The sequence below is a fragment of the Kribbella soli genome, assembly GCF_004331345.1.
Taxonomy (GTDB): Bacteria; Actinomycetota; Actinomycetes; order Propionibacteriales; family Kribbellaceae; genus Kribbella; species Kribbella soli.
Genome location: NZ_SJJZ01000003.1, coordinates 199,224 through 222,478 on the forward strand (window position 1 = coordinate 199,224; position 23,255 = coordinate 222,478).

The following is a 23,255-nucleotide window of genomic DNA, read 5'->3' on the forward strand; positions in this document are numbered from 1 at the left end:
GCGACCCACGGCTCCTCCGCCGCGTCTCCACGGATCCGGAGCAGGGCTCCCCCGGCGCGTCCCCACGGCCCGGGCGAGCTTCAGGACCTGACGGGCCTCGGGGCCTGGCGGGCTTCAGCGCGAGAACTAGCTACGACGCGGGCTGCCTCGGCCGTGTCGACCACTGGATGGGTCCCGATGTGGTCGACGACGAACCGGAATCCGTGGGGGCTGGTCCAGTCGACGGCTCCGGTGGGCAGGCGTCGGCTGCGCCAGCCGCCGAAGGTCTTGGCGCGGTGGTGGAGTCTGCCTAGCGGTATGAGGTTGTCGGCGGTGGTTTGTCCTGGTGGACCGGTGCGGTCGTACGGCGTGATGTGGTCTTGATCCATCCGGCTGGTGGCTTCGGCGCCGCTGTACGGGAACATGTCGGTCGGGTGCTGGAGTCTTACCCGTTCGCGGATCCGGTCCGGGATCTCGTAACTGTGCACGCTGACCTGGTCCTGCAGGTCGATCACGGGCTTCACGACGATCTGGTCATGACCGAGCAGCTCGCTCAGCTGGCCTGCGAGCAGCGGCCCGAGTTCCTCGACCCGCAGTACACCGTTGCCGCTGGCAAGCGTCCGGTCGGTCAGATGCACGTACAGGGTGTGCCGGTTCCGCCGCCCGCTCCCAGCCCCGAGCCCGTCGCTGTAGGCCGCCCGCTTGATCGCCGCGAGCCGACCCGGCAACGTACCCGCCAACGCCAGCCGCGTGAACGCATCCCCGCCGCCACCGTCACGGCCAACCTCATCCGCGCCGTCATCCCCACCGTCACAGGCAACGTCATGCGTGCCGTCATCCCCACCGTCATACATAGCGTCATCCCATCCGGGCGACGCGCCGCCGTACGCACCGTTGTCCTCGCCGTCTGCCCGGTCCTCGGCCCCATCGTCGGGGGTGATGTGAGTCCGTCGGGCGTGGGTCGGCTGGGAGTCGGTGGGCTGGGCGTCTGCCGGCTGGGGGTGGGCCGGCTGGGTGCGGGCGAGGTGGCGGGCGACTTCGAGGAGTTGGTGGGCGGCTGCGGGGTCGGAGATCCAGCCGATCGCCTTCGCGCGCCGCTGGTCCAGGTCGTCGGTGTCGCCCAGGGTCTTCAACGCGCGGGCCAGGTCGTCGATCGTCGCGTCGAACCGGATCACGTCACCGGCCGCGGCCCGGACCCAGATCCGCTTCGTGCCATGGTCATCCGACGGAGCCACGAACACACCCCGGGTCCGGGCGGCCGCCTCGGCCTGGGCTTTCGCCGCCTCCGGGTCGGCCTCCCACACCGCCGCCTTCACGATCCTTTGCAGCGCACCCGGCGTGACGGTGTCGACGATCCCGACCACCCGCCGGTCCACGATCGCGGCCGCCTCCAGCGACAACGCCAGGCACGCGTGCGCGATCTTGCGCGCCCGCCACGCGACAGCGTTCCCGGCCAGCACCGCAGCCCAGATCCTCGGCAGCCGATGCCGCAACGCCAACGCTTCCCCGATCAACGCCGCAGCCGCACCGCTCGACATCCGCATCACCGCGCCGAACTCGACCGGCGCGAACTCCGCCACCCCCGGACAACCGTCACCGCCATACACATGAATCTGCTCGTAGCCCGGCCGCGGCTCGCCCCACACCACCGCGTGCCGGTCGGCAAAAGCCAGCGCCGCCTCCAGCACCCGTACCGCGGCCCGGTCCTGGATCCGGCCGTACTCCGACGCCGCGGCCAGCAGGTCCGCGGTGTCGAGCTCGCCCAGATCGCCTTCGAACATGTGTTCTAGTTTATGTCACGATCCGGTCTCGGTCAAATTGAGCCCGGGCCCAGAAGCCCTTTTTTACAAGGGAATACTGCGCAACACGAACAACGATGCCAGGCGGCGCGACGGAAGGCACAAGGAGGTTCGATGCCGCTCACCCGACGGCCAGGTCCAGCGGCTGGGGCCGCGATCTCGAGCGCGGTGTCGACCGGTTGCGTGCAATCGACGCGGCCGGCTAAGCCACCACGGCGCCCGGGCCAGCAGCGCGGTCGGGCGCGAGACATCAACTCCGCGCACAGCGGCTGAACACCCGACAGCCCGCGCGCCGCCGGAGGCGGCCAACAACACAGCCGCCGTGAAGTGGCGTCCTCCCCGGACGCGGGACGGTTGCGCCGCTAACAGCAGCCCGGCCAGTCCACAGTCGGCGCGCCGCCGGAGGCGGCCGGTGAGACAGCCGGTGACCTTCCCAGGTGCGGGACGGCCTGCAACACCCCAGGCGCTCCACAGTCCGCGCTGCCGCAGGAAGCCAAACAGCACAGCCGCCGCGGAGGGGTGTTCCTTCGGTTACTTCTTGTTGCCGCGGAGGAGGTGGGTGATGCTGTCTCGGGCCTCGTCCCATTTCTCCGCGGGCATCGAGCCGCGGAGCACGGCGTACGCGAGCCAGATCGCCAGCGCGTAGAACGGCAGGCCGAGGCCGATCTTGGCGATGCCGAGGGCGTTCAGGCTGCCGGTGAAGTACAGCGGGACCTGGACGATCAGCCGGATCGCGAACAGGCCCACGAACACCAGCGTCGCCCGGGAGAACCCCTTCAGCAGCGCGGGATCGCGGCGCCAGGCGGTGCCGGTCTGCGTGATCACGCCGTACAGGACGCCGAACAGGGGCCAGCGGATCAGGACGGTGATCAGGTACAGCAGGCCGTAGCCGAGGTTGGTGAGCAGGCCGGGGACGTAGAAGTCCTTGGCGTTGCCGGTGCGGTTCGCGACCCAGGCCGAGATCAGTACGCCGATGAAGCCGCCGAACACGTTCCGCAGCGGCTGCCGGCGGACGAGACGCACGACGGCGAGCACCGCGGCGAGACCGACCGCGATGATCAGCGACTGCTGCAGCTTGTGGTCGGTGACTGCGTACGCGACCAGGAACGCGATCCACGGCAGCCCGATGTCGAGCAGCGCGCCCCACCCACCGAGCGCGTGGAAGAAGTCCTTGTCGGTGGATTTGGCCGGCTTCGAGGGCTCGTCGGCCTGCAGCTCGGTGGCTGCAGCGTCGAGCTCGGGCTTCAGAATGTCGACCAACTTCTCGTTGAGATCCTCGTCGATCTGGTCCTGGTCCCGGCGGGACGTCGGCTCAGCCATGGGCTGCCTGCGGGCGGAGTTCGTAGCGCGGGTTGAACATCACCCGGTCGCCGTCGACGACGCCGATCCGCCCGGAGGCGATCAGCTCCGACCCGGCGTGGATGCCGCCGATCTTGCGGCGGCCGAGCCAGATCAGCTTCACCGTTCCGGTGCCGTCGTACAACTCACCCTCCAGTGCCGGTACGCCGCCGCGTGGGCTGAACGTGATGGTCCGCAGCGTGCCGTACAGCGTGACAAGCTCCCGGTCGTGGCAGCCGGTGATGGACCGCGCGCCACAGTCCTGCGCGAAGTCCTTCAGGACCTCGGCATCCTCTTCGTCGCGGTCCCCGGCCAGGCCGCGGAAGGCACGCTTCCACAGCCCCGCGGGTTTGTTGCTGCCCATGGCGTCGAGTGTAGTCCGCTAGGCCTCTTCGGGCTCATTCGGCTGAGAGCCCGGCGGCATCTGCAGCGGCAGCGACTCACGGACCGCCATCGGCTCGTTACCGCGGACCACGACGGTGTTGCGCAGGGTCGCTTCCATCGGCTCGGCGGCGTCCTCCTCGACGGCGGCGCGGCCGAGGACCGTGCCGCGGAGCAGCCAGCGCGGGCCGTCCACACCGATGACGCGGGAGGTCTGGCTGAAGACCTGTCCTTCTGGGTCCTCGACCGGGACGACCAGCACCAACTCGGTGCCGAACGGTCCCTCGGACTCGGTCGCCGTACCACCCATCCGGGCGGCCTCGCCGGCGATCTCCTGGCGGACCTCGTCCCAGATGCCGCTGGTCTTCGGCGCCGCGAACGCGCGCAGCTCCAGGGCCGAGTCGTCGAGCATCAGCAGCACCGCTTGCACCACTCCGCTCTGCTCGTCGACCTGCAGGCCCAGCTCCATGCCGGGCATACCGGTGACGACCAGCGCCCCCAGGTCGATCCGGTCCTCCGCCTCCAGGTCGGCGGCGTCGACCTCGGTCGAGTCGAACGGGCCCTCGGCGCGGACGTCCGCCGGTTCGGTCTCGTCGAGGGTCTCGCCCGTCTCGGGCTCGTCGTTCTTGCCCTTACGGCGGAAGATCACAGCTGTTGCCTACTTCCTTGGTCTTGGTGCCGGCGCTGATACAGCGCCGTAGTCTCGCGCATCCGGCAGGTCAACGGGTGCACCTGGTCAGCGTGTCACATTGCCGAAACCGCCGGTCGACCCGTGTCCCTGGTCACCGCGCGCAGACCCCGGCAGCGAGGTCACTTCGACGAACCGGGCCTTCTCCACCTGCTGGATGACCAACTGCGCGATCCGGTCGCCGCGCCGCACGGTCACCTCGGCGTGCGGGTCGAGGTTGATCAGGCAGACCTTGATCTCGCCGCGGTACCCGGCATCGACGGTTCCGGGGGCGTTCACGATCGAGACGCCGTGCTTCGCGGCCAGCCCGGAGCGCGGGTGCACGAACGCGGCGTACCCGTTCTGCAGAGCGATCGCGATCCCGGTCCCGACCAGGCCGCGCTCGCCCGGCTTCAGGGTCAGGTCGGCGGCCGCCACGAGGTCCGCGCCGGCGTCGCCGGGATGCGCGTACGACGGGAGCGGGAGGTCAGGGTCGAGTCGCTGGATGAGTACCTCGGTCACGAGAGGCGACCCTATCGAGCGGCCCGGACGGACCACATGCCAGGCTGGTCCTGTGGGCCTGGAACAAAGTACGTATCGGGAAAGTCTGCGGGTGCCGGTGTCGTGGTGGATCATCGCCGCCGCCGCTGTGGTCACGCTGTTCGGCATCGTCGCCGTACCGGTCGGGACGATGGCCGGCGTCGTGGTCGGCGGACTCGCCGCGGTCCTTCTCCTGGCGTTGTTCCTCCGGTACGGCGGCGCGCGCGTGGAGGTCGACGACACCCGACTGCGCGCCGGGCGGGCGGAGATCGACCGGTCGTATCTGGGCACGGTCGAGGAGCTGACCGGCGACGAGGCGCGGCACGCGTTCGGACGCGACTGCGACCCGAAAGCGTTCCTGGTACTGCGGAGCTACATCCGCGGGGCCGTACGGGTGCAGATCACCGATCCGGCCGATCCGGCGCCGTACTGGGTGATCGCCACGCGCCACCCGGATCGATTGGCTGCCGCCCTGAGCGGGCACAGCGTGGGAAGATCCTGACTGTCAGCAGTCGTACGAGGAGGGTGTTGTGGTCGGAGCGAAGATCGGCTGGAAGCTGGTACAGGCCGCCTTCACGATCGTGGTGGGCCTGGCCGCGAGCAAGGCGGTCAGCACGGCCTGGAAGCTGGGGTCGGGCGGGAAGCCGCCGAAGAACGGCCAGGGCGGGTACGCCGAGGTCGCCGTATGGGCCGCTGTCAGCGCCGGCGCCGCAGCCGCGGCGAAGCTCTTCGCGGAGCGCCGTGCGGCCGCGTACTGGCTCAAGTCCACCGGCTATGCGCCGCCCGGCTACGAGGCGGACGCCACCGCGCGACTGGTGAAGGGCACCGACACGGGGTTGGCCAAGAAAGACTGAGCAGGCATGACAGCGGGACCGTTCCACCGAAGTGGGACGGTCCCGCTGTCTATTACTACGAAGTAGGGCGCTGGTGTCAGGCTGCGCAGTCGCGGCAGATCAGCTGCCCGTTCTTCGTCTCGGCGAGCTGGCTGCGGTGGTGAACCAGGAAGCAGCTCGAACAGGTGAACTCGTCGGCCTGGCGCGGGAGGACACGGACCGCCAGCTCCTCGTGACTCAGGTCCGCGCCGGGCAGCTCAAAGCTCTCCGCGGCCTCGGCCTCGTCCTCGTCGACCTTGCCGGAGTTCTTGTCGTGACGGCGAGTCTTCAGCTCTTCGATCGACTCTTCGGAGGATTCCTCGTCCGTCTTGCGCGGGGCGTCGTAATCAGTCGCCATGGTGTTCCCTGCCCTCTTCGTACCCGTGGTGTTGCCTGCTGAGCCCTGAACGGGTGAAGCGGCCGAGAAATTCCGCAGCGGAGCACCCGCGCAGAATCTTCGTCCCCCGAAACCCTTGACAGTCAGGCCGGGATCGGCAATCACCGTTCCCGAGGACGGGATTGTGCCCTATAAAGGCCCGCAATGCACGACTGGGTCCATGCTGTGACCCGCGTGTCGTCACAAATGTCAGTACCGAACACCAGAATGCTCGTTAGTGCGCAGTACTGCGCAGAAACGAGCACTCACCGGCACTTACGCGCGCAACGGGTCCGCCGCGATCAGTAACGCGTGGAACGGCTCGAACAGCGCCGGAGTGGCCGCGATCGACATCTCCGGCGACACCGGGGCGCCGTTCAGCCCGCCGACCCGGGCTCCGGCCTCGGCCGCGATCAGCGCGCCCGCACCGTAGTCCCACGGGTTCAGTCCGCGCTCGTACACCACGTCCAGCCGGCCGCACGCGACGTAGCACAGATCGATCGCGCCGACCCCGATCCGGCGGATGTCGCGGACCTTGGTGATCAGGTGCTGGATCACCTCGGCCTGGACCTGGCGGCGCGCCGGGTCGTACCCGAACCCGGTCCCGACCAGTGCCTGGTTCAGCTCGGTCGCGCCCGACACCCGGATCGGCTTGCCGTCCGCGAACGCCCCGCCGCCCAGGGTCGCGGTGAACATCTCGCCCTTGGGCGCGTCCACCACCACACCGGCGACCGTCTCCCCGCCGTACTCCACCGCGATCGAGACGGCGTACGTCGGGATGTCGTAGAGGTAATTGACCGTGCCGTCGATCGGGTCGACGACCCAGCGCACGCCGCTGCTGCCGACCACGTCGTCGCCCTCCTCGCCGAGGAAGGAGTCGTCCGGCCGGGCGCGCAGGATCCGGGCCCGGATCAGCTCCTCGGACTCGCGGTCGACGGCCGTGACCACGTCGGTGACGGTGCTCTTGGTGTCGGCGACCGTGATCGTGCCGCGGCGGCGTTCGACGATCAGCTGCGCCGCCTCCTCCGCCACCTCCACGGCCAGCTTGAGGAGGTCCTGCGGGCTTTCCGAGGAGGAGGTCATACGGCTTCCTTCTGACGAGTAGGTCGGCGCAGCGGTGGGCAGCAGTCGTGACGGCAGTCGTCCCAGGCCGGGCCGAGTTTGCCGACGCACGGCCGGGCGGGCTGCTCCCCGCGCTCGGCCGCGGCCCGCTCGACCACCAGGTCGCGGAGCATGGTGACGAACTTCTCGTCCGTGCCCGGCGTCGCGGCGCGCGCCATCGGCAGTCCGAGCTTCGCGGCCGTCTTCGCGGCCTCGGTGTCGAGGTCGTAGATGACCTCCATGTGATCGCTCACGAACCCGATCGGTACGACGGCCACACCGGGCACCCCGTCGGCGGCCAGCGCCTCCAGGTGGTCGTTCACGTCCGGCTCGAGCCACGGGACCTGCGGCGGCCCGGACCGCGAGCAGTAGACCAGGTCGGTACGCCGAGTCTGACCGGTGCGCCGCTCCAGCTCGGCTGTGATCTCCGCGGCGACGTCCAGGTGCCAGTCGACGTACCCGTTGCCGTCCGGGCCGCTGGTCGCGTTCATCGCGGTCGGGATCGAATGCGTGACGTAGGCGATCGCGGCGCCGTCCGGGAGCTTGCTCAGCGCGTCGGCGGTCGACTCGACGAACGACCCGACGAAGCCGGGGTGGTTCGCGTAGTGCCGGAGCTTGTCGATCTGCGGCGCGTCCGGGATCTCGCGGGCGGCGTCCTCGAGGTTCTCCCGGTACTGCCGGCAGCCCGAGTACGACGGATAGGCGGACGTGACGATCACCACGGCCCGGCGTACGCCGTCGGCCGCCATCTCGCGCATCGTGTCCGTCAGGTACGGCGCCCAGTTGCGGTTGCCCCAGTAGATCGGCAGGTCCAGCCCGATCTCGTCGAACGACGCCCGCAGCGCCTTCAGCAGTGCCCGGTTCTGGTCGTTGATCGGGCTCCTGCCGCCGAACGAGTAGTAGTGCTCGCCGACCTCCTTCAGCCGCTCGTCCGGGATCCCGCGGCCGCGGGTCACGTTCTGCAGGAAGGGCAGCACGTCGTCGGGCTTCTCGGGCCCACCGAAGGAGAGCAGCAGGACAGCGTCGTACGGGGGTGCAGCAGGCGACATATTCCAAGCTTCTCAGACGGACATGACCTAAGCTGCTCCCGGTCTCTCATGCTCAAGCCTTACGTCCATCTCATGCGCCGCCGCGGAGCGGCATCGTTCTTCGCTGCCGGGATTCTCGGGCGGATGCCGATCTCGATGATCGGGCTCGGCATCGTCATCCTGATCGCCCAGGAGAGCGGCTCGTACGGTCTCGCCGGTGCGGTCTCCGGTGTGGCCGTGATCGCCGGTGCGCTGACCGGTCCGATCCAGGGCCGGCTGGTCGACCGGTTCGGCCAGCGCGGGCTGATTCTGATCGGCTCGGTGGCCTGCACGGTCGGTCTGGCCGCACTGCTCCTCGCTGTGCGTGCCGACGCGCCCACGTGGGTCCTGTACGTGCTGTCGTTCATTGCCGGTGGCACCCGTCCACAGGTGGGTTCGTTCGTCCGGGCGCGCTGGACGCACCTGCTGGGCCGTGGACGAGCACTGCAGACGGCGTTCGCGCTGGAGGCGGTCGGCGACGAGGTGGTCTTCATCGTCGGCCCGGTGCTCGTCACCACACTGGCGACCCAGGCCAGTCCGTACGCCGCTCTAACCGCGGCCGGCGTACTGGGACTGGCCGGTGGCATCTGGCTGGCGCTGCTGCGCGCATCCGACCCGCCAGGACGTGGCAAGTCGGATGGTGCCGAGCAGGCGCCACTCCCCTGGCTTTCGATCCTCCTGCTCAGCCTGATCGGTCTCGGCCTCGGTGCGACGCTCGGTGGTGCCGAGGTGATCACAGTGGCGTTCACGACCGAGAAGGGACAGGCGGGGCTGGCTGGCGTCGTACTGGCGGTCTGGGCGTTCGGCAGCCTGCTGGCCGGGCTCTGGTACGGGTCGGTGCACTGGCGGGCTCCGGTCGAGCGCCGGCTGCTGCTCGGCACCATCGCACTCGCGATCACGCTGGCACCGCTCCCTTGGGTCAACAGCGTCTGGCTCCTCGGCGCCGTGCTGTTCTGCTGCGGTATGACGATCGCACCGACGATGGTCGCGGTCACCGCGTGTGTCGAGGAGTGGGTGCCGCCGGAGCGGCTGACCGAGGCGATCACCTGGACCGTCACAGGCATCCTGCTCGGCGTCGCACCGGGTAACGCGGCCGCCGGCCACGCGGTCGACGTCTGGGGCCCGTCGGACGCGTACTGGGTCCCGTTCGGCGTCGGCATCGCCTGCGCGCTCGTCGCCGCGGCCTCCATCACCTTCGCCCGCCCCAAGGAGCGGTTCGCCCACAACTAGGCTTGTATCTCCTGTTACGGGAGGTGTGAGGGTCGTGGGTATGGACCACTCGATCGGTGCGGTGGCGCGGCTCGCCGGGGTGTCGGTGAAGGCCGTGCGGCACTACTCCGACCTCGGGCTGCTGGAGGTACGGCGTACTGCTGCCGGCCATCGACGGTACGACGACACCGCCGTCGTACGGCTGCGACTGATCCGGACGTTGCGTGCACTGGACCTGGATCTGCCGACGATCCACGCCGTACTGCGGGACGAACGTTCCCTCGCGGAGGTCGCGGCGACCCACGCCGACGCGCTGGCGATCCAGATCCGCACGCTCCGCCGCCAGCACGCCCTGGTCACGGTCCTCGCCAACCATCCCGACCCGGAGGACGTGTACCTCATGACCGAACAATCCGAGCAGGACCGCCGCGCGCTGATCGCCGACTTCCTCGATACGACGCTCGCCGGCACCGCCCCCGCCGTCCGCCAGAACCTGACGCCGGTCCTGCCCGAGGACGCCGAACCGCAGCAGGTCGAGGCCTGGCTGGAGCTGACCACGCTGGTTACCGCGCCCGACTTCCGAGATTCGGTACGTCGTCTTATGGCCGGCTACCTCGCCCTGGCCGGAGACGACCCGCTCCGGGCGGACCCGGAGTACCGCAGCCGCCTGATCGAGCTCCGGCGTACCGAGGCCGGACCGCACTGGCACCGCTACCTGGAACTGGTTGCCGTGGTCAACGGATGGACGCCGCCGTCACGAATTGCGGGGTAACGGCGCGTTCCAGCCGCGGCGGATCGCGAGCAGCCGGATCGCGAAGCACACCACCGCGCCGGCGATCGGGACCCACAGCGCGTGGTACTCCAACGCCGATGCGACAACCACGATGCCGGCCCCGAGTAACGCCGGGGTGGCGTAGATCTCGGAGCGGAGGACGACCGGGACGCGGCCGCTGAGCACGTCCCGCAGGACTCCCCCGCCGATCGCCGAAAGCGTGCCGAGGAGCGCGGCCGAGATCGGCGACAGTCCGGACTCGATCGCCTTCAGCGCACCGGTCACGCAGAACAGGGCGAGGCCGGCCGCGTCGAAGATGTTCACCAGCCGCTCGACGCGGCCGATCCCCGGGTGCAGGAAGAACGTCAGCAGACCGGCCGCGATCGGGACCACCAGGTAGCGCCAGTCCTCGAGCGCGGCGGGCGGGGTCTGGCCGATCAGCACGTCCCGGATGAAGCCGCCGCCGAGCCCGGTGACCAGCGCCAGCACCTGGATCCCGAACACGTCCAGCTTCTTCCGTACGCCGACCAGCGCGCCGGTGATCCCGAACACGAAGATCCCGACCAGATCGAGCACCTGCAGCACCACGGATCCACTCACAGCCCGACGCTATCGTTCGGGCATGAACCGCGCCCCGGACGTCGACTACTTCGCTACCTCGCTCCGGCCCGGCTGGAACTCGCTGCCGGCCGCACTGCACGAGGAGCTCGCCGTTGCCCTCGGCACTCAGATCACGGCTGTCTCAGCACCGGTCCGCTCCGGGTTCACCGGAGGCTTCGCTGCGCGGGCGCAGCTCGCCGACGGCCGCCGCGTCTTCATCAAGGCGGCCGGGGAAGGCCAGCACGCCTACGAGGCATACCAGCGGGAAGCCGCGGTGGTCCCACAACTCCCGAGCTCCGTCCGAGCACCAGCCATCATCACCACCGCCCACGTCGACGGCTGGTTCGCAGTTGCCTCCGAGTGGATCGAGGGGCGGATGCCAGGTGCTCCTTGGACGGTGGAGGACTTCGGCCTGGTGACTGCTACCTGTGAGCAGCTGGCTGAGGTGTTGCGGCCGAGTCCGTTGGACGGGCTCAGCAGGTTCGGGGACCTGATCGGGGACGACGTCGAGGTGCCGGCGCAGATCCTTGCGGGCGAGCGAAAGCTGCCGAACGGGCTGCAGGCCTGGCTGCCGCGCGTGCTGCCGGAGCTCGCGGAGCTGGTCAAGCTGGCGCCCGAAGCACTCACCGGCGACTCCGCCACGCATTCCGACCTGCGCCCGGACAACATCCTGATCGACAACGACGGCGCCTGCTGGACGATCGACTGGAACTGGCTGACGCTCGGCCCGCGCTGGGGGGACTGGGTCGGCCTGCTGCCGCTCGCCCAGCACCAAGGCATCGACACCTTCGCCGCGATCGCGCGCAGCCCGCTCACAGCCGACGTACCGAAGGATCACCTCGACTGTCTCGCGGCCGTGATCGCGGCGTACATGATGAGGAACACCGAGGCCCCACCCCCACCCGGCTGTACGCCGGCGCTGCGCGAGCACCAGCGTCTCTACGCGTGGACATTCCTCGACTGGCTCGCCGTACGGCGGAACTGGCCTACCGTGGACGTATGACGAAGGCTCCCACCAGCAGGTTCAAGGTCGAGGTGCTCGACGGCGACCGGACGTCGCGGCGCGAGGACGTCGTCAGCACCGAGGAGCCGCTGGAACTGCGCCTCGAATGGCCCGGCCGGCCACCGGAGCCGCTGGTCGTCACGATGCGTACCCCTGGCTCCGACTTCGAGCTCGCCGCCGGGTTCTGCCTCGGCGAGGGGTTCGCGGTCCGCCCGGACGCGATCCGGGCCGTTGCCTACTGCACCGATGTCACGCTGACCCGCGAGCAGCAGTTCAACACCGTCACCGTCACGTTCGACGGTCCCCCGGACCGCGAACCACCCCAGCGGTACGGCGTGACATCGGCCGCCTGTGGTGTCTGCGGCCAGCAGAGCCTCGACGAACTCGCCGAGCGCGAGTACGACCCGGTGGACCCGGTCGAGGCCTCGGTCGACGTCGTACGCCGCCTGCCCGACCTGCTCCGCGAGGCGCAGCCGATGTTCAGCCGGACCGGCGGTCTGCACGCCGCGGGCCTGTTCACCGCGGACGGCCGCAAGGTCGTGGTGAAGGAGGACATCGGCCGGCACAACGCGGTCGACAAGGTCGTCGGCTGGACCGTGCTCAACCAGCACAGCCGCAAGGGCCTGGTACTCGCCGTCAGCGGCCGCGCCGGCTACGAGATCGTCCAGAAAGCAGTCGCCGCCGGCCTCGGCATGATCGTGGCAGTCGGCGCCCCATCGAGCCTCGCCGTCGACCTCGCCCGCCAGTTCAACATCACCCTGGCTGGCTTCACCCGGGGCGACCGCTGCGTCGTCTACTCCGCGCCTGAGCGGATCATCCGTCCAGCTTGATGAAGGTTGCTTTCGGGACGTACTCGTAGCGGTCTGGCATGCAGGTCAGGATGATGACCTGGCCGTGGTCGCCGGCGCGGCCGAGGAGGGCGCCCATGTCGCGGAGGCGGGCCTTGTCGGACCAGCCGAGGGCGTCGTCGAAGATCACCGGCACGCTGCCCTCGCCGGTGCTGACGAGGTGGCTGATCGCCAGCCGCGTGATGATCGCCAGCTGCTCCTGAGCACCCGTCGACAGCGCCTCGACCGGTAGCCGGACGTTGTCCAGCTCGCGCTCCGCGACCGCGAGGTCGTCGTCCAGCCAGACCCGGAAGGACGGCCCGTACACACTCCGGCCGAGCGATTCGATCCGGCTCTGCAACGGCTCGGAGTACTTCGTCTGCGCCTCCGCCCGATGCCGGCTCAGCGTCTCGTGGACGCGTCGCGCCGCCTCGGCTCGCCGCAGGAGGCTGTCGTGCTCCGTGCGTACGGCGGCCAGCTCCAGCTCGGCCACGTCCCGCCGCGTCGCCAGTCCGTCCCGCCCGGACTGCTCCAGGCGGCCTTCCGTCGTACGCAACGCGTCGCGCAGGTTGTCGCGTTCGCCCTGTAGCCGCGTCGCCACGGCCAACGCGTGCGTCAGCTCACCCGCTACCTGATCCGCCCCGGCCTCGGCCACCTGCTCCTGTACGGCGGTCAGCTCCTCGAGCACCGCCTCGACCTCAGCCGTCGCCTCGGTCTCGGCCACCGCCACGGCCTCGTCGTCGAGCACCGACCGCGCAGACTCCAACGCCTCGACGGCCGCAGCCAGCCGCTCCCCTGCCAGCTCCGACCGGGCCCGTGCGTTCTGTGCCTCGGACCGGTCCTCGTCCGCCGCCTTGCGCGCCTGCGCCGCCGCGAACTCCGCATCCGTCAGCAGCCGCTCCGCGTCAGCCAACCCGCTCCGGGCCTCTTCCAGCACCCGCTGCGCGCCCGAGAGATCGTCAGGCTCCGGCTCCGGTACGTCGAAGTCGTCGAACAGCGTGTCGTGCGGCGACGCGAACTCCTCGAACAGCGACATCTGCCCCGGCACGCCCTCGACCGCGGCTTCCTTGCCGCCGGCGTCCTCGGCCTCCTCCTCGGCACCGAGCCGCGCCGTCAGCACGGCGATCCGTTCTCCCGGATCGCCTCCGGCTGTCAGCGACTTCTCGGTCCGCCGCGCCTCGTTCAGCTCGGCGCTCGCGGTGTCCGCCTTCCGCAACAGTTCCCGCGCCGCTGCGACATCCTTGACGCCGGCCTTCTTCAGCAGGTCGTTCTCCCGCCGTACGGCGTCGTCGACGCGCGAACGCAGCGCCGCCGCGTCACCACCGGCCCGGACGGTCACCTCGACCTGCCCCGGCACGCCGACCACGAGCTCGCCGGAGACGAGAACCTCGGTCGACTCGTCGAAGCCCAGCTCCGACGGCACGTTGCCTTCCAGGCCGGTCCCGGACAGCTCCACGGGCTCCGCGCCAAGTCGCCGTACCGACACCTCAGGTACGCCGGCCGCGAGCGCCGCGCGGGCCTCGACCACCGCCGCGCGGGCATCCTCCAACGCGGCCACCAACGCGTCGTCGACCTTGATCCGGTCCAGGATCGTCCCGGCCGCGGCGATCCGCGCCCGGACGTCGACCAGCTCGGTCTGCTGCCCGACCAACCGGTCCAGCTCGGCGCGATCCATCAGGTCCGAGACGCGACGTTCCGCCGTCTGTACGTCGGTACGCCGCAGGTCCTTGAGCTCCACGACCTCCGCCAGCGTGGCCTCCGCCGCCTGGACGGTCTCGGCCGCGGTCTTGGCGACCAACTCCGCGTCGGCCCGCCGCGCGGCGAGCTCGGCCTCCGTCTTGGTGAACCGCTCGACCTCGTCGAGGAGCCGCTCACGGTCGAGTCGCGTGCGGGTGTGGTTCTCCAGCCGGGCCCGTGCGGTCTCCGCGCGCGAACGGACCGAGTCGCGGCGGAGCAGGATCTCGTCGGTCGCCTGCTTGCGCTCGCGCAGTTCCTCGACGCCGATGAGGTGCTCGGCCAGGCGGCCGGCCACGTCTGAGAGGTCGAGGTTCAGCCGCTCGGCGCGCCGGATGTCGGACTGGACCTCCTCCATCGCCTGCAGCGCCTGCGCGGCGGCCAGTTCGGCCGCCGACACTGCCTTCGCCGACCTGGCGAAGTCACCGGTCGGCTTGCCGCGCGGCGTCCAGTACCGCAGGAACTCGTGCTCGACGGCCGTCACCAGCGGCATCGACGCACCGTCGACCGGGGTCCCCGATTCCGCGGTCACCGCGGTGATCAGCGGCTCCGCGTCGGCCGGCGTTGGCAGCACCAACGACTGGCCCTGACTGACCATCAAGGTCTGCCACAGCACCGGGTCGACGTTCTCGTGGAACATCCGCTCGGCCTCGTTGTGCGCCTCGCGCCCGGTCCAGGACTGCCGCCGGCCGTCGGGCTCGACGACGGTCAACTCGGTGGAACGGTTCTTCAGCCAGCGCTTGGTGTACGTCAGTTCGCGGCCGGCGAGGCTGAGCTCGACGGTCACCTCCGGGCCGACGTCCTGACCGACCGGCTGGATGTCGCGGATCCGCGTCGACTTCGAGTCGTCGGGCAGGTCGAAGATCAGCCCGAACGCCTCGACCAGGCTGGACTTCCCGACCTCGTTGTCGCCGACCACCACGGTGGTGCCGAGCGCGCGGAACCGGACAATGCGGTCTTTGACGCCACGGAAGTCCCGTAGCGCCAAGCTGTGTAATCTCATCCCGCGTCCCGCGCCAATCGGTGCATCAGCGACAGCGCCGCACCCGCGCCCTCGTCGCCACCGGCCAACGCCTGCCGCAGCTCCTCCATCGCGGCTCGCGCCGGACCGCTCAGCTGCAGCGACTCCAGGTCCGCCGCGTCCGGCGCCGGGCGCACGGTCCAGAACTTCACCCAGCGCTCGACGCTCGCGAAGACCTCGCCCTGGGAGTCGATGATCGTGTCCAGCCGGGCCAGCAACGGCAACGACAGCGACCCGTCGCCGGCCAGCCGCACGTACGTCCGCTCCTTGTCCGGCAGCTCGGCGAACCAGTCCTCGAGCGCCGTGATCGACTCCTCGTCGAACAGGTCGACGCGATGATCCACCATGTGCCACGCGCCGACGCGCACCGGCTCGACGTCGATCTCGCCGCCGCCGATCGTCACCTTCAGCACATTGCCCGGCGCGTCCTCTTCGGGCGACGTGACCTCCTGCGTCCCGGAGAACCAGATCCGGTCGGTGACCCGCGTCGTCGAGTGCCGGTCGCCGAGGCCGACGTACTGCAGCCGGCCGTCCGCGACCGCGGCCTCGAGCGCCGCCTGGTCGATCGTCGGTACGTCGGACATGCCGCCGGACAGACTCGTCAACTGTCCGTGGGCGAGCAGGATCCGCGTCGTCTTCGGGTCTGCCGTGAGGTCGGCGTACCCAGGGGCCGCCGGGTCGGACAGCGGGCGCCGCGACCGCCACGGTGCGCCGACGAGCTCGACACCCGGCACGATCTGGAAAGGCGTCGTTTCGGTCAACACCGTCACGTGGTCCGGCGCATGTGCCAGCCACTGGCTCGAGGTCCACAGCGACCCCGGCTCCAGCGCGTCGTGGTTGCCCGGGAGCAGCACGACCGGGACCGGGATCCGCTTGAGCGCCTCGCACGCCCGCAGGATGGTCTGCCGCTCGACCTGGTTGTGCTCGAACACGTCCCCGGTGACGACCACGAACGCCGCCCCGGTCCGCTCCGCGACCTCGCCGATCCGCGCGACAGCATCCAGCCGCGCCTGACCCCACCGGGCCTGGCCGTCCGGCCCCAGGAACCGGCGCATCATGCCCAGCTGCCAGTCCGAGCTGTGCAGAAACGTGATCGACTCGTCCATAGCGAACAGAACGCTAACCCCCACCGCCGACAACCACCCAACCCAACACCCCCAAACCCGCACACCGCCCACACTCCGGACGCACTTTGAGCCCCCACCAACCGTTTCGCGGCCCCCGAAATGGCTGGTGAGGGCGCAAGGACGATGAGAGAGTCCGGACGTGTATCTCACGACGGAGCGGTTGCGGTTGGGGCGGTTCGGACCGGACGACGCCGGCTTGTTGTCGGAGCTGGACTCGGATCCTGAGGTGATGCGGTTCCTGACCGGGCAGGTGACGCCGCGGGACGAGGTCGAGGGCGTCGTACTGCCGGAGATCCTCAAGGTGTACGCCGAGCATCCGCGGCTCGGGACGTTCAAGGCCGAGGATGCCGACGGCTTCGTCGGGTGGTTCGGCATCCAGCCGACGGCAGACCCGCGGACCGTGGGCGTCGGGTACCGGCTGAAGCGGACCGTCTGGGGCAAGGGGTACGCGACCGAAGGCACCCGGGCGTTGATCGCGCACGCGTTCACCGAACTCGGGATGGAGCGGGTGGAAGCGGACACGATGGCGGTCAACCACCGCTCGCGGGCGGTGATGCGGCGCTCGGGGTTGCGCTTCGAGAGGGTGTACCACGAACACTTCGACGATCCGCTGCCCGGAACCGAGTTCGGGGAGGTGCTGTACGCCGTCGACCGGGCGACCTGGGAAGCTGGGGCGCATGAGTGACGAGCGACCGTACGCCGTACTGGACATCGACGCGACGCTGTCCGACACCAGCAAGCGGCTGCACTTCATCGAGCGGAAGCCGAAGGACTGGGACTCGTTCTTCGCGGGCTCCAAGGACGATGCTGTCCTCGAGGAAGGCCTGGCAGTCGCGACGACGCTGGCCGCGGACCACGAGATCGTCTACCTGACCGGCCGCCCGGAGCGGATCCGGCGGGACACCGAGAAGTGGCTGAAGGACAACGGCTTCCCGGACGGCAAGGTCTACATGCGCAGCAACACCGACCGCCGCCCGTCGATGCTGATGAAGCTCGGCCGGCTGAAACGCCTCGCCGAACAGCGTCCGGTCGCCGTCCTGGTCGACGACGACGTGTCGGTGATCAAGGCCGCCGAGAAGGCCGGCTACACCGTGATGAGGGCCGACTGGGGACTCGACAACGAGTCCCAGCCGACCCTCTTCGAGGCTCAGGAGTCCGAAGGCCGCACCTGAGCCTGTGACTACTTGCTGAGGCCGACGATCAGCGTGTTCGGGTACGGCGGGTAGGAGGAGAGGTAGAAGTTCTGGACCTTCGATCCATGCAGGAACGCGTTGCGGGCGTAGAGCAGCGGAACGATCGGGGCGTCCTGCATGATCTGCTTGTCGACCGCGCCCCACAGGCCGGCTGCCTTCGTGCGGTCCGACTCGGCGGTGGCTGCGGCGATCGCGGTGTCCACTGCCGGGTTGGAGTAGCGGGAGATGTTGTACCCGCCGTTGCCGATCTCCGACGTCCCGAAGAGCGGCTGGATGTTGCCGATCGCGCTCGGGAAGTCCGGCAGCCAACTCGACACGGTCAGGTCGAAGTCCGGCTTGTTCCCGGTGATCAGGTCACTCAGCGGCTCACTGTCCAGCGGCTTGATGGTGACGGTGATCCCGGCCCGCTTCAGACCCTGCTGGATCGCCTGCGCGACACCGAGACCGGTCGTGTTATCGGCGGCCAGCACCAGGTTGAGGTTGCTGACCCCCGCCGCGGCCAGCATCTGCTTGGCCTTCGCCGGGTCGCCGGCCGGCGGCGCCTCGTACAGGTCGTACTTGGTGTACCCGTCGATGCCCGGCGTGATCAGCGTCGAAGCGATCTCACCGCCGTACTCCGGACCGCCTTCGGCGACCTGAACGGCCTGCTTGTCGACGGCGTACTCGATCGCCTTGCGGACCTCGGGGTTGGCCAGCGCCGGCCGCTTGGTGTTCATCGCCAGGTACTCCAGTGCGCCCGACGGGGACGTGGCCACCCGGGCCTTGACGGCCGGGTTGCCGTTCACTGTCGGGATCAGCGACGCCGGGACCGACGTACCGGTAGTGGCGGCGAACTTGTCGTCGCCTGCATCGGCGATCAGCCGCTGGTTGACCACGTTGGGCTCCAGGCCCATGTCGGTCACGATCGAGTCCGGCAGGCCGGTCCGAGCCGGGTCCGTCGACTTGTCCCAGTTCGGGTTCCGCGTCAGGACCAGCTTCGAGCCCGGCGTGTAGGACTGCACCTGGTACGGGCCGCTGGCCATCGGCTTCTCGCCGTAGTGCGCCGGATCGGTGTCGGCCTTCTTCGGAACCGGCGAGAACGCCGGCATGCTGACGATCCACGGCCAGTCGCCGTACGGCTTGTTCAGCTTGAAGACGATCGTGGTGTCGTCGGGCGTCTCGATCGAGGCCAGCTCGCCGCCCTTGTACGGGCCGGTGTACTTCTCGGCGCCGGCCAGCAGCGACTTGTGGTAGCCGAGACCGCCGGACAGCTCCGGCGCGAACGACCGCTCGACGCCGTACTTGATGTCCGCGGCAACGATCGGCGAACCGTCGGAGTACTTGAGACCCGCCTTGAGCTTGTAGGTCCAGGTCTTGCCGCCGTCGCTGACCTGCCCGGTGTCGGTGGCGAGGTCGGGGACCAGCTCGGTCGGCTTGCTCGGGTCGGTCTTCCACGACGTCAGGCCGCGCAGCACCAGGTGGATCCCGCTGATCCCCAGGTTCTGGCTCTTGGCCGGGTCGTAGCTGACTTCCTTGGCAGTGCTGAGGAAGTGGAGGGTTCCGCCCTGCTCCGCGGCCGCAGTACTGCCACCAGTCGTGCCGGACTTGTCGTTGGCGTTGCAGGCGGCCGCCGCCAAGGCGAGCACGGCCGCCAGGGCGACCGCTCGGGATATGCGTTTCATGGTGTCCTCTCAAGGGATGGGGGCTCAGGGAAGTAGCAGGCGGCCCGGTGTTCGGTGGAACCCTGAACGGGTTCGAGCACCGGTCGTTCGGTCGCGCAGACGTCCTCGGCCTTGTAACAGCGGGTCCGGAACGGGCATCCGGACGGCGGGTCGATCGGGGTCGGTACGTCGCCCGTCAGCACGATGCGATCACGGGTGACGCCCGGCTCCGGCACCGGCACGGCCGACAGCAGCGCCTTCGTGTACGGGTGCGCCGGCGACTCGTACACCTGCGCCGCCGGGCCTTCTTCGACGATCGTGCCGAGGTACATCACGGCGATCCGGTCGGCGACCTGACGGACGACGGCCAGGTCGTGGGCGACCAGGACGTAGGACAGGCCGAGCTCGTCGCGCAGGTCGGCGAGCAGGTTCAGCACCTGGGCCTGCACCGACACGTCCAGCGCGGAGACCGGCTCGTCGCAGACCAGCAGATCGGGTTTGACCGACAGCGCCCGCGCAATTCCGATCCGCTGACGCTGACCGCCGGAGAACTCGTGCGGGTACCGCACCAGGTGCTCCTCGGCCAGCCCGACCTGTTCGAGCAGTTCGACGAGCTGGGCCCGGGTCGGGCGGAGTCCTTGCGCGCGGAACGGCGTACTCAGAATCGTGGCCACCGACTGCCGCGGGTTCAGCGAGGCCTGCGGGTCCTGGAAGACCATCTGGATCCGGCGGCGGATCGGGCGGAGCCGGCGGCCCTTGACCTTGGTGACGTCCTTGCCGCCGATCTCGACCCGGCCCTGCGTCGGGTCGAGCAGCCGGGTCGCGACCCGGGCCAGGGTGGACTTTCCGGAGCCGGATTCACCCACGAGACCGAGGGTTTCACCCTTGCGTACGACGAGGTTGACGCCGTCGACCGCGCGGACGGCCTGTGCCTTCTGCCACGGTACGCCGCGCAACCCGAAGTACTTCTTGACGTCCTTGAGCGCCAGCAGCTCTTCGCTCACAAGATCACCTCCGGACGGCGCCCCAGATGGCAAGCCGCCTCGTGATCGCCTTCGCCAGGACGCGGCGTGAGCTCCGGACGCTCCGTGATGCACCGCTCCCCCACCAGATGCGTGTACGCGCACCGCGGCTGGAACGGGCATCCGGTCGTGATCGACCCGGGCGTCGGTGGCGTGCCCGGGATCGTGGTCAGCCGCGGCTTCGGTGGTACGTCGACCCGCGGCATCGCGCCCAGCAACCCGAGGCTGTACGGGTGCGCCGCCCGGAAGAACAGGTCGCGCACGGTGCCACGCTCCGCCGCGCGCCCGGCGTACATCACCAAGACGTCGTCCGCGACCTCAGCGACCACTCCGAGGTCGTGCGAGATCAGGATCAGCGCCGTACCGAACTCGTCCTGGACGTCGTCCAGCAGGCGCATGATCTGCGCCTGCACGGTGACATCGAGTGCGGTCGTCGGCTCGTCCGCGATCAGCACTCTCGGGTCGTTCACCAGAGCCATAGCAATCACGACCCGCTGCCGCATTCCCCCGGAGAACTCGTGCGGGTAGCTGTCCGCGCGGCGGGCCGCGTCCGGGATGCCGACCTTGTCGAGCATCTCGACCGCCCGGCTGCGCGCGACCTTCTTCGAGACGTCGTGGTGCAGCCGGTACGCCTCGGCGACCTGCCAGCCGACGGAGTAGTACGGGTTCAGCGCGGACAAGGCGTCCTGGAAGACCATCGCGATGTCGTTGCCGCGGATCTTGCGGAGCTCGTCGTTCGGCAGGCCGTTCAGCTCCCGGCCGTCGAGCAGCACCTCGCCGGTGACGTCGGCGTTCGACGGCAGCAGGCCCATCACCGCGGACGAGCTGACACTCTTCCCGGACCCGGACTCGCCGACGATCGCGAGCGTCTGTCCCGGCGCGACCGCGAAGTCGATGCCGTCGACGGCCGGCACCGAACCGTTCTCGGTCCGGAAGGTGACCTTCAGGTCGTGGACCTCGAGAATCGGCCCATTCAGATTCGGCTCAGCCATGGCTCACCCTCGGGTCGAGTACACCGTGCACCAGGTCCACCACCAGGTTCGCCAGGATGATCAGGAACGCCGAGAACAACGTGACGCCGACGACCACGGCCACGTCGAGCTGGCCGACCGCGCTGATCAGCAGGTCGCCGAGGCCCTGCATGCTGAACACCTTCTCGATGAGGATCGCGCCGCCGAGCAGACTGCCGAGGTCGAGGCCGAACAGCGTGATGACCGGGACCAGCACACCACGCAGCCCGTGGGTCAGGACCACCCGCGCCTCGCCGGCCCCCTTCGCCCGGGCCGTGGTGATGTAGTCGAGGTTGAGCTCCTCGAGCATCTGCGACCGGGTCAGCCGGATGTACGACGCCGCTTGCAGGATCGCCAGCACGATCCAGGGCGTGACCAGGTGCCAGGCCCAGTCGACCGGGCTCTCGGTGAACGGGACGTAGCCGTTGACCGGGACCATGTTCAGCCAGAACCCGAACACCAGGATCGCGAGCAGCCCGAGCAGGAACGACGGGGTCGAGACGCCGATCAGCGCGACCCCGACAGCCAGCCGGTCAAGGATGCGGCCCCGGTTGAGCGCGGCGATCACCCCGAGCGACACGCCGATCAGCAGCCAGAGAACGGCGGCACCGAGCGCGATCGACGCGGTGACCGGCAGCCGGTCCATGATCAGCGTTGTGACCGGGCGAGCGAGCGGGAACGAGTACCCGAAGCACGGGGCGTCGCAGTGCACGGCCGCAGCCCCCTCGCCGAAGGTGCGGCCGGCGACGATGCCCTTCAGGAAGTTCAGGTACTGCTGCAGGGTGCTCTGGTCGAGCTGCATGAAGTGCCGCGCCTGCTCGAGGCGATCCGGCGTACAGGGCTTGCCGCACGCCAGGTGCGCCGGGTCGGCGGGGATCGCGTAGAAGATCAGGTAGACGGCGAGGCTCAACGCGAGCATCACGAGCAGCGCGGCGAACAACCGCCGGATCAGGAACCAGACGAGGTCGGGCATCAGTTCGTCCTCCGCAGCCGGACGTCGAACGCGTCCCGTACGCCGTCGCCGAGCAACGTGAAGCCGAGGACGGCGAAGAACAGCATCGCGCCCGGGAACAGCAGGAACCACGGGTCCGCGCCGGTGTAGACCCAGGCGATCGAGTCCGAGATCGACCGGCCGAGACTGGGGGTCGGCGGCGGGACGCCGACGCCGAGGAAGGACAGCGCGGCCTCGGCGCCGATGTAGCCGGGGATCGCGAGCGTGGCGATCACCAGCACCGGACCGAGCAGGTTCGGCAGCAGCTCGCGGGTGATCACCATCCAGCCGCTCGAGCCGACGCTGCGGGCCGCCTCGACGAACTCGCGGGCGACCAGCGAGCGCGCCTGGTTCCGGATCAGGCGGGCCAGGCCGGCCCAGCCGAAGAAGCTGAGCACCAGGATCAGCAGCAGCCAGCGCGGGAACCCGGCCGGCACAACGATGCCCAGGGCAATCATGAAGACGAGCTGCGGGAAGCCGAACAGGAAGTCGAGCAGCCGCGACAGCACCGCGTCGTACCAGCCGCCGAAGTACGCCGCGCTGATCCCGGCCAGGGTGCCGACGACGGTCGTGATCAGCGTGACGACGACCGCGATGAACAGCGACGTCCGGAGACCGAGGACGACGATCGCGAACAGGTCACGGCCGGTCAGCGGTTCCACTCCGAACCAATGGGTTCCGCTCGCACCGCCGACCGGGCCGCGTGGCGCGTTGCCGCGGGCCGGATCGAGCAGGTCGATGTGGTACGTCGTCGCGTCCTGGCCGGCGAGCCGCACCAGCAACGGCGCGGCGGCGGCGATCACGATCAGCAGGACGACCACGACCAGGCCGACCCGCGCACTGCGGTCACGCCGCAACCGGCGCATCGCTTGCCGGGTGGGCGATACGGTCCCGGCGACCGAGGAACTCACAAGCACTCCCGACAGGGTTCGAAGCTGCAGCCGACAAAACCTAGGCCGCATCCTCCCACCACGGCGATCCCGTCT

General features: G+C 69.6%; 24 protein-coding genes. 8 read left to right on the forward strand and 16 right to left on the reverse strand.

The genetic code is table 11. From position 1 onward, the window contains the following. Positions 1–80: 80 nt before the first annotated feature. From E0H45_RS23930 to dut, 5 genes are all read right to left on the reverse strand, one after another. Positions 81–1,760: an HNH endonuclease signature motif containing protein gene (locus tag E0H45_RS23930; RefSeq protein WP_131341103.1), complete on the reverse strand. Its 1,680-nt coding sequence runs from the start codon at positions 1,758–1,760 to the stop codon at positions 81–83. A 549-nt stretch (positions 1,761–2,309) separates the two neighbouring features. Next, positions 2,310–3,098 (reverse strand): DUF3159 domain-containing protein, encoded by a 789-nt coding sequence (locus E0H45_RS23935; protein WP_131341106.1) that lies wholly within the window; start codon positions 3,096–3,098, stop codon positions 2,310–2,312. Next, the gene (locus E0H45_RS23940; protein WP_131341109.1) at positions 3,091–3,480 is read right to left on the reverse strand and encodes an OB-fold nucleic acid binding domain-containing protein; all 390 of its coding nucleotides are present in this window, start codon (positions 3,478–3,480) and stop codon (positions 3,091–3,093) included. The genes E0H45_RS23935 and E0H45_RS23940 overlap by 8 nt, the downstream gene beginning before the upstream one ends. Before the next feature lie 18 nt (positions 3,481–3,498). Next, positions 3,499–4,146: a DUF3710 domain-containing protein gene (locus E0H45_RS23945; RefSeq protein WP_131341112.1), complete on the reverse strand. Its 648-nt coding sequence runs from the start codon at positions 4,144–4,146 to the stop codon at positions 3,499–3,501. An 87-nt stretch (positions 4,147–4,233) separates the two neighbouring features. Next, a complete protein-coding gene (dut, locus tag E0H45_RS23950; RefSeq protein WP_238155215.1) occupies positions 4,234–4,686 on the reverse strand; it encodes a dUTP diphosphatase in 453 nt (150 codons plus the stop codon). A 91-nt stretch (positions 4,687–4,777) separates the two neighbouring features. Between dut and E0H45_RS23955 the strand changes: the two genes are divergently transcribed. Together E0H45_RS23955 and E0H45_RS23960 are read left to right on the forward strand one after the other, a co-directional pair. After that, entirely contained in the window at positions 4,778–5,206 is a 429-nt protein-coding gene (locus E0H45_RS23955) for a DUF3093 domain-containing protein (RefSeq protein WP_238155216.1), read from the forward strand. Positions 5,207–5,234: 28 nt separating this feature from the next. Beyond that, on the forward strand, positions 5,235–5,558 hold the full coding sequence (locus E0H45_RS23960; RefSeq protein ID WP_131341116.1) for a DUF4235 domain-containing protein: 324 nt from the start codon (positions 5,235–5,237) through the stop codon (positions 5,556–5,558). Between the two features lie 76 nt (positions 5,559–5,634). Here E0H45_RS23960 and E0H45_RS23965 read toward each other — a convergent pair whose 3' ends face one another. From E0H45_RS23965 to E0H45_RS23975, 3 genes are all read right to left on the reverse strand, one after another. After that, positions 5,635–5,934 carry a DUF4193 domain-containing protein gene (locus E0H45_RS23965; protein WP_131341119.1) on the reverse strand — a complete coding sequence of 100 codons (300 nt, stop codon included), beginning with the start codon at positions 5,932–5,934 and terminating at the stop codon, positions 5,635–5,637. Between the two features lie 294 nt (positions 5,935–6,228). Further along, entirely contained in the window at positions 6,229–7,035 is an 807-nt protein-coding gene (locus E0H45_RS23970) for an inositol monophosphatase family protein (protein ID WP_131341122.1), read from the reverse strand. After that, positions 7,032–8,102 carry a ferrochelatase gene (locus E0H45_RS23975; protein ID WP_131341125.1) on the reverse strand — a complete coding sequence of 357 codons (1,071 nt, stop codon included), beginning with the start codon at positions 8,100–8,102 and terminating at the stop codon, positions 7,032–7,034. The genes E0H45_RS23970 and E0H45_RS23975 overlap by 4 nt, the downstream gene beginning before the upstream one ends. 72 nt (positions 8,103–8,174) lie before the next feature. Here E0H45_RS23975 and E0H45_RS23980 point away from each other — a divergent pair, with 72 nt between their 5' ends. Together E0H45_RS23980 and E0H45_RS23985 are read left to right on the forward strand one after the other, a co-directional pair. Then, a complete protein-coding gene (locus E0H45_RS23980) occupies positions 8,175–9,350 on the forward strand; it encodes an MFS transporter (protein WP_238155217.1) in 1,176 nt (391 codons plus the stop codon). Between the two features lie 40 nt (positions 9,351–9,390). Next, a complete protein-coding gene (locus E0H45_RS23985; protein WP_238155218.1) occupies positions 9,391–10,101 on the forward strand; it encodes a MerR family transcriptional regulator in 711 nt (236 codons plus the stop codon). On the opposite strand, the gene E0H45_RS23990 is transcribed toward E0H45_RS23985, so the two are convergent. Continuing rightward, positions 10,084–10,701, reverse strand: coding sequence for a trimeric intracellular cation channel family protein (locus tag E0H45_RS23990; RefSeq protein ID WP_238155219.1), 618 nt, complete (start codon positions 10,699–10,701; stop codon positions 10,084–10,086). The genes E0H45_RS23985 and E0H45_RS23990 overlap by 18 nt on opposite strands. 22 nt (positions 10,702–10,723) lie before the next feature. Here E0H45_RS23990 and E0H45_RS23995 point away from each other — a divergent pair, with 22 nt between their 5' ends. Together E0H45_RS23995 and fdhD are read left to right on the forward strand one after the other, a co-directional pair. Beyond that, positions 10,724–11,704, forward strand: a complete 981-nt coding sequence (locus E0H45_RS23995; RefSeq protein ID WP_131341135.1) for a phosphotransferase family protein — start codon at positions 10,724–10,726, stop codon at positions 11,702–11,704. Beyond that, positions 11,701–12,534 carry a formate dehydrogenase accessory sulfurtransferase FdhD gene (gene fdhD, locus E0H45_RS24000; protein WP_131341137.1) on the forward strand — a complete coding sequence of 278 codons (834 nt, stop codon included), beginning with the start codon at positions 11,701–11,703 and terminating at the stop codon, positions 12,532–12,534. Before E0H45_RS23995 ends, fdhD begins: the two co-directional genes overlap by 4 nt. On the opposite strand, the gene E0H45_RS24005 is transcribed toward fdhD, so the two are convergent. Next, positions 12,518–15,253, reverse strand: coding sequence for a DNA repair ATPase (locus E0H45_RS24005; protein ID WP_238155220.1), 2,736 nt, complete (start codon positions 15,251–15,253; stop codon positions 12,518–12,520). The genes fdhD and E0H45_RS24005 overlap by 17 nt on opposite strands. A gap of 11 nt (positions 15,254–15,264) precedes the next feature. Continuing rightward, positions 15,265–16,392 carry a metallophosphoesterase family protein gene (locus E0H45_RS24010; RefSeq protein WP_131341143.1) on the reverse strand — a complete coding sequence of 376 codons (1,128 nt, stop codon included), beginning with the start codon at positions 16,390–16,392 and terminating at the stop codon, positions 15,265–15,267. Positions 16,393–16,552: 160 nt separating this feature from the next. On the opposite strand from E0H45_RS24010, the gene E0H45_RS24015 reads away from it, so the two are divergent. Together E0H45_RS24015 and E0H45_RS24020 are read left to right on the forward strand one after the other, a co-directional pair. Further along, positions 16,553–17,098, forward strand: a complete 546-nt coding sequence (locus E0H45_RS24015) for a GNAT family N-acetyltransferase (protein WP_131341145.1) — start codon at positions 16,553–16,555, stop codon at positions 17,096–17,098. Then, on the forward strand, positions 17,091–17,585 hold the full coding sequence (locus E0H45_RS24020; RefSeq protein ID WP_131341147.1) for a phosphatase domain-containing protein: 495 nt from the start codon (positions 17,091–17,093) through the stop codon (positions 17,583–17,585). The genes E0H45_RS24015 and E0H45_RS24020 overlap by 8 nt, the downstream gene beginning before the upstream one ends. A gap of 8 nt (positions 17,586–17,593) precedes the next feature. On the opposite strand, the gene E0H45_RS24025 is transcribed toward E0H45_RS24020, so the two are convergent. The 5 genes from E0H45_RS24025 to E0H45_RS24045 are packed head-to-tail and all read right to left on the reverse strand — an operon-like array spanning position 17,594 to position 23,180. Next, on the reverse strand, positions 17,594–19,267 hold the full coding sequence (locus E0H45_RS24025) for an ABC transporter substrate-binding protein (protein ID WP_131341149.1): 1,674 nt from the start codon (positions 19,265–19,267) through the stop codon (positions 17,594–17,596). Next, a complete protein-coding gene (locus E0H45_RS24030; protein WP_202872498.1) occupies positions 19,264–20,250 on the reverse strand; it encodes an ABC transporter ATP-binding protein in 987 nt (328 codons plus the stop codon). Before E0H45_RS24030 ends, E0H45_RS24025 begins: the two co-directional genes overlap by 4 nt. Beyond that, a complete protein-coding gene (locus E0H45_RS24035) occupies positions 20,247–21,260 on the reverse strand; it encodes an ABC transporter ATP-binding protein (RefSeq protein ID WP_131341155.1) in 1,014 nt (337 codons plus the stop codon). The genes E0H45_RS24030 and E0H45_RS24035 overlap by 4 nt, the downstream gene beginning before the upstream one ends. Continuing rightward, positions 21,253–22,251 carry an ABC transporter permease gene (locus E0H45_RS24040; RefSeq protein ID WP_131341158.1) on the reverse strand — a complete coding sequence of 333 codons (999 nt, stop codon included), beginning with the start codon at positions 22,249–22,251 and terminating at the stop codon, positions 21,253–21,255. Before E0H45_RS24040 ends, E0H45_RS24035 begins: the two co-directional genes overlap by 8 nt. Beyond that, complete coding sequence (locus E0H45_RS24045; protein WP_131341161.1) at positions 22,251–23,180, reverse strand: ABC transporter permease; 930 nt, start codon at positions 23,178–23,180, stop codon at positions 22,251–22,253. The genes E0H45_RS24040 and E0H45_RS24045 overlap by 1 nt, the downstream gene beginning before the upstream one ends. Positions 23,181–23,255: the final 75 nt, after the last annotated feature.

Bases quoted from the DNA above. Each gene is read 5' to 3' on its own strand.
- E0H45_RS23995 (WP_131341135.1), top strand. From the start codon at position 10,724: ATGAACCGCGCCCCGGACGTCGACTACTTCGCTACCTCGCTCCGGCCC.
- E0H45_RS24010 (WP_131341143.1), bottom strand. From the start codon at position 16,392: ATGGACGAGTCGATCACGTTTCTGCACAGCTCGGACTGGCAGCTGGGC.
- E0H45_RS23940 (WP_131341109.1), bottom strand. From the start codon at position 3,480: ATGGGCAGCAACAAACCCGCGGGGCTGTGGAAGCGTGCCTTCCGCGGC.
- E0H45_RS23980 (WP_238155217.1), top strand. From the start codon at position 8,175: ATGCGCCGCCGCGGAGCGGCATCGTTCTTCGCTGCCGGGATTCTCGGG.
- E0H45_RS24020 (WP_131341147.1), top strand. From the start codon at position 17,091: ATGAGTGACGAGCGACCGTACGCCGTACTGGACATCGACGCGACGCTG.
- E0H45_RS23970 (WP_131341122.1), bottom strand. From the start codon at position 7,035: ATGACCTCCTCCTCGGAAAGCCCGCAGGACCTCCTCAAGCTGGCCGTG.
- fdhD (WP_131341137.1), top strand. From the start codon at position 11,701: ATGACGAAGGCTCCCACCAGCAGGTTCAAGGTCGAGGTGCTCGACGGC.
- E0H45_RS23930 (WP_131341103.1), bottom strand. From the start codon at position 1,760: ATGTTCGAAGGCGATCTGGGCGAGCTCGACACCGCGGACCTGCTGGCC.
- E0H45_RS23935 (WP_131341106.1), bottom strand. From the start codon at position 3,098: ATGGCTGAGCCGACGTCCCGCCGGGACCAGGACCAGATCGACGAGGAT.
- E0H45_RS24025 (WP_131341149.1), bottom strand. From the start codon at position 19,267: ATGAAACGCATATCCCGAGCGGTCGCCCTGGCGGCCGTGCTCGCCTTG.
- E0H45_RS23965 (WP_131341119.1), bottom strand. From the start codon at position 5,934: ATGGCGACTGATTACGACGCCCCGCGCAAGACGGACGAGGAATCCTCC.
- E0H45_RS23975 (WP_131341125.1), bottom strand. From the start codon at position 8,102: ATGTCGCCTGCTGCACCCCCGTACGACGCTGTCCTGCTGCTCTCCTTC.
- E0H45_RS24035 (WP_131341155.1), bottom strand. From the start codon at position 21,260: ATGGCTGAGCCGAATCTGAATGGGCCGATTCTCGAGGTCCACGACCTG.
- E0H45_RS23985 (WP_238155218.1), top strand. From the start codon at position 9,391: ATGGACCACTCGATCGGTGCGGTGGCGCGGCTCGCCGGGGTGTCGGTG.
- E0H45_RS24040 (WP_131341158.1), bottom strand. From the start codon at position 22,251: ATGCCCGACCTCGTCTGGTTCCTGATCCGGCGGTTGTTCGCCGCGCTG.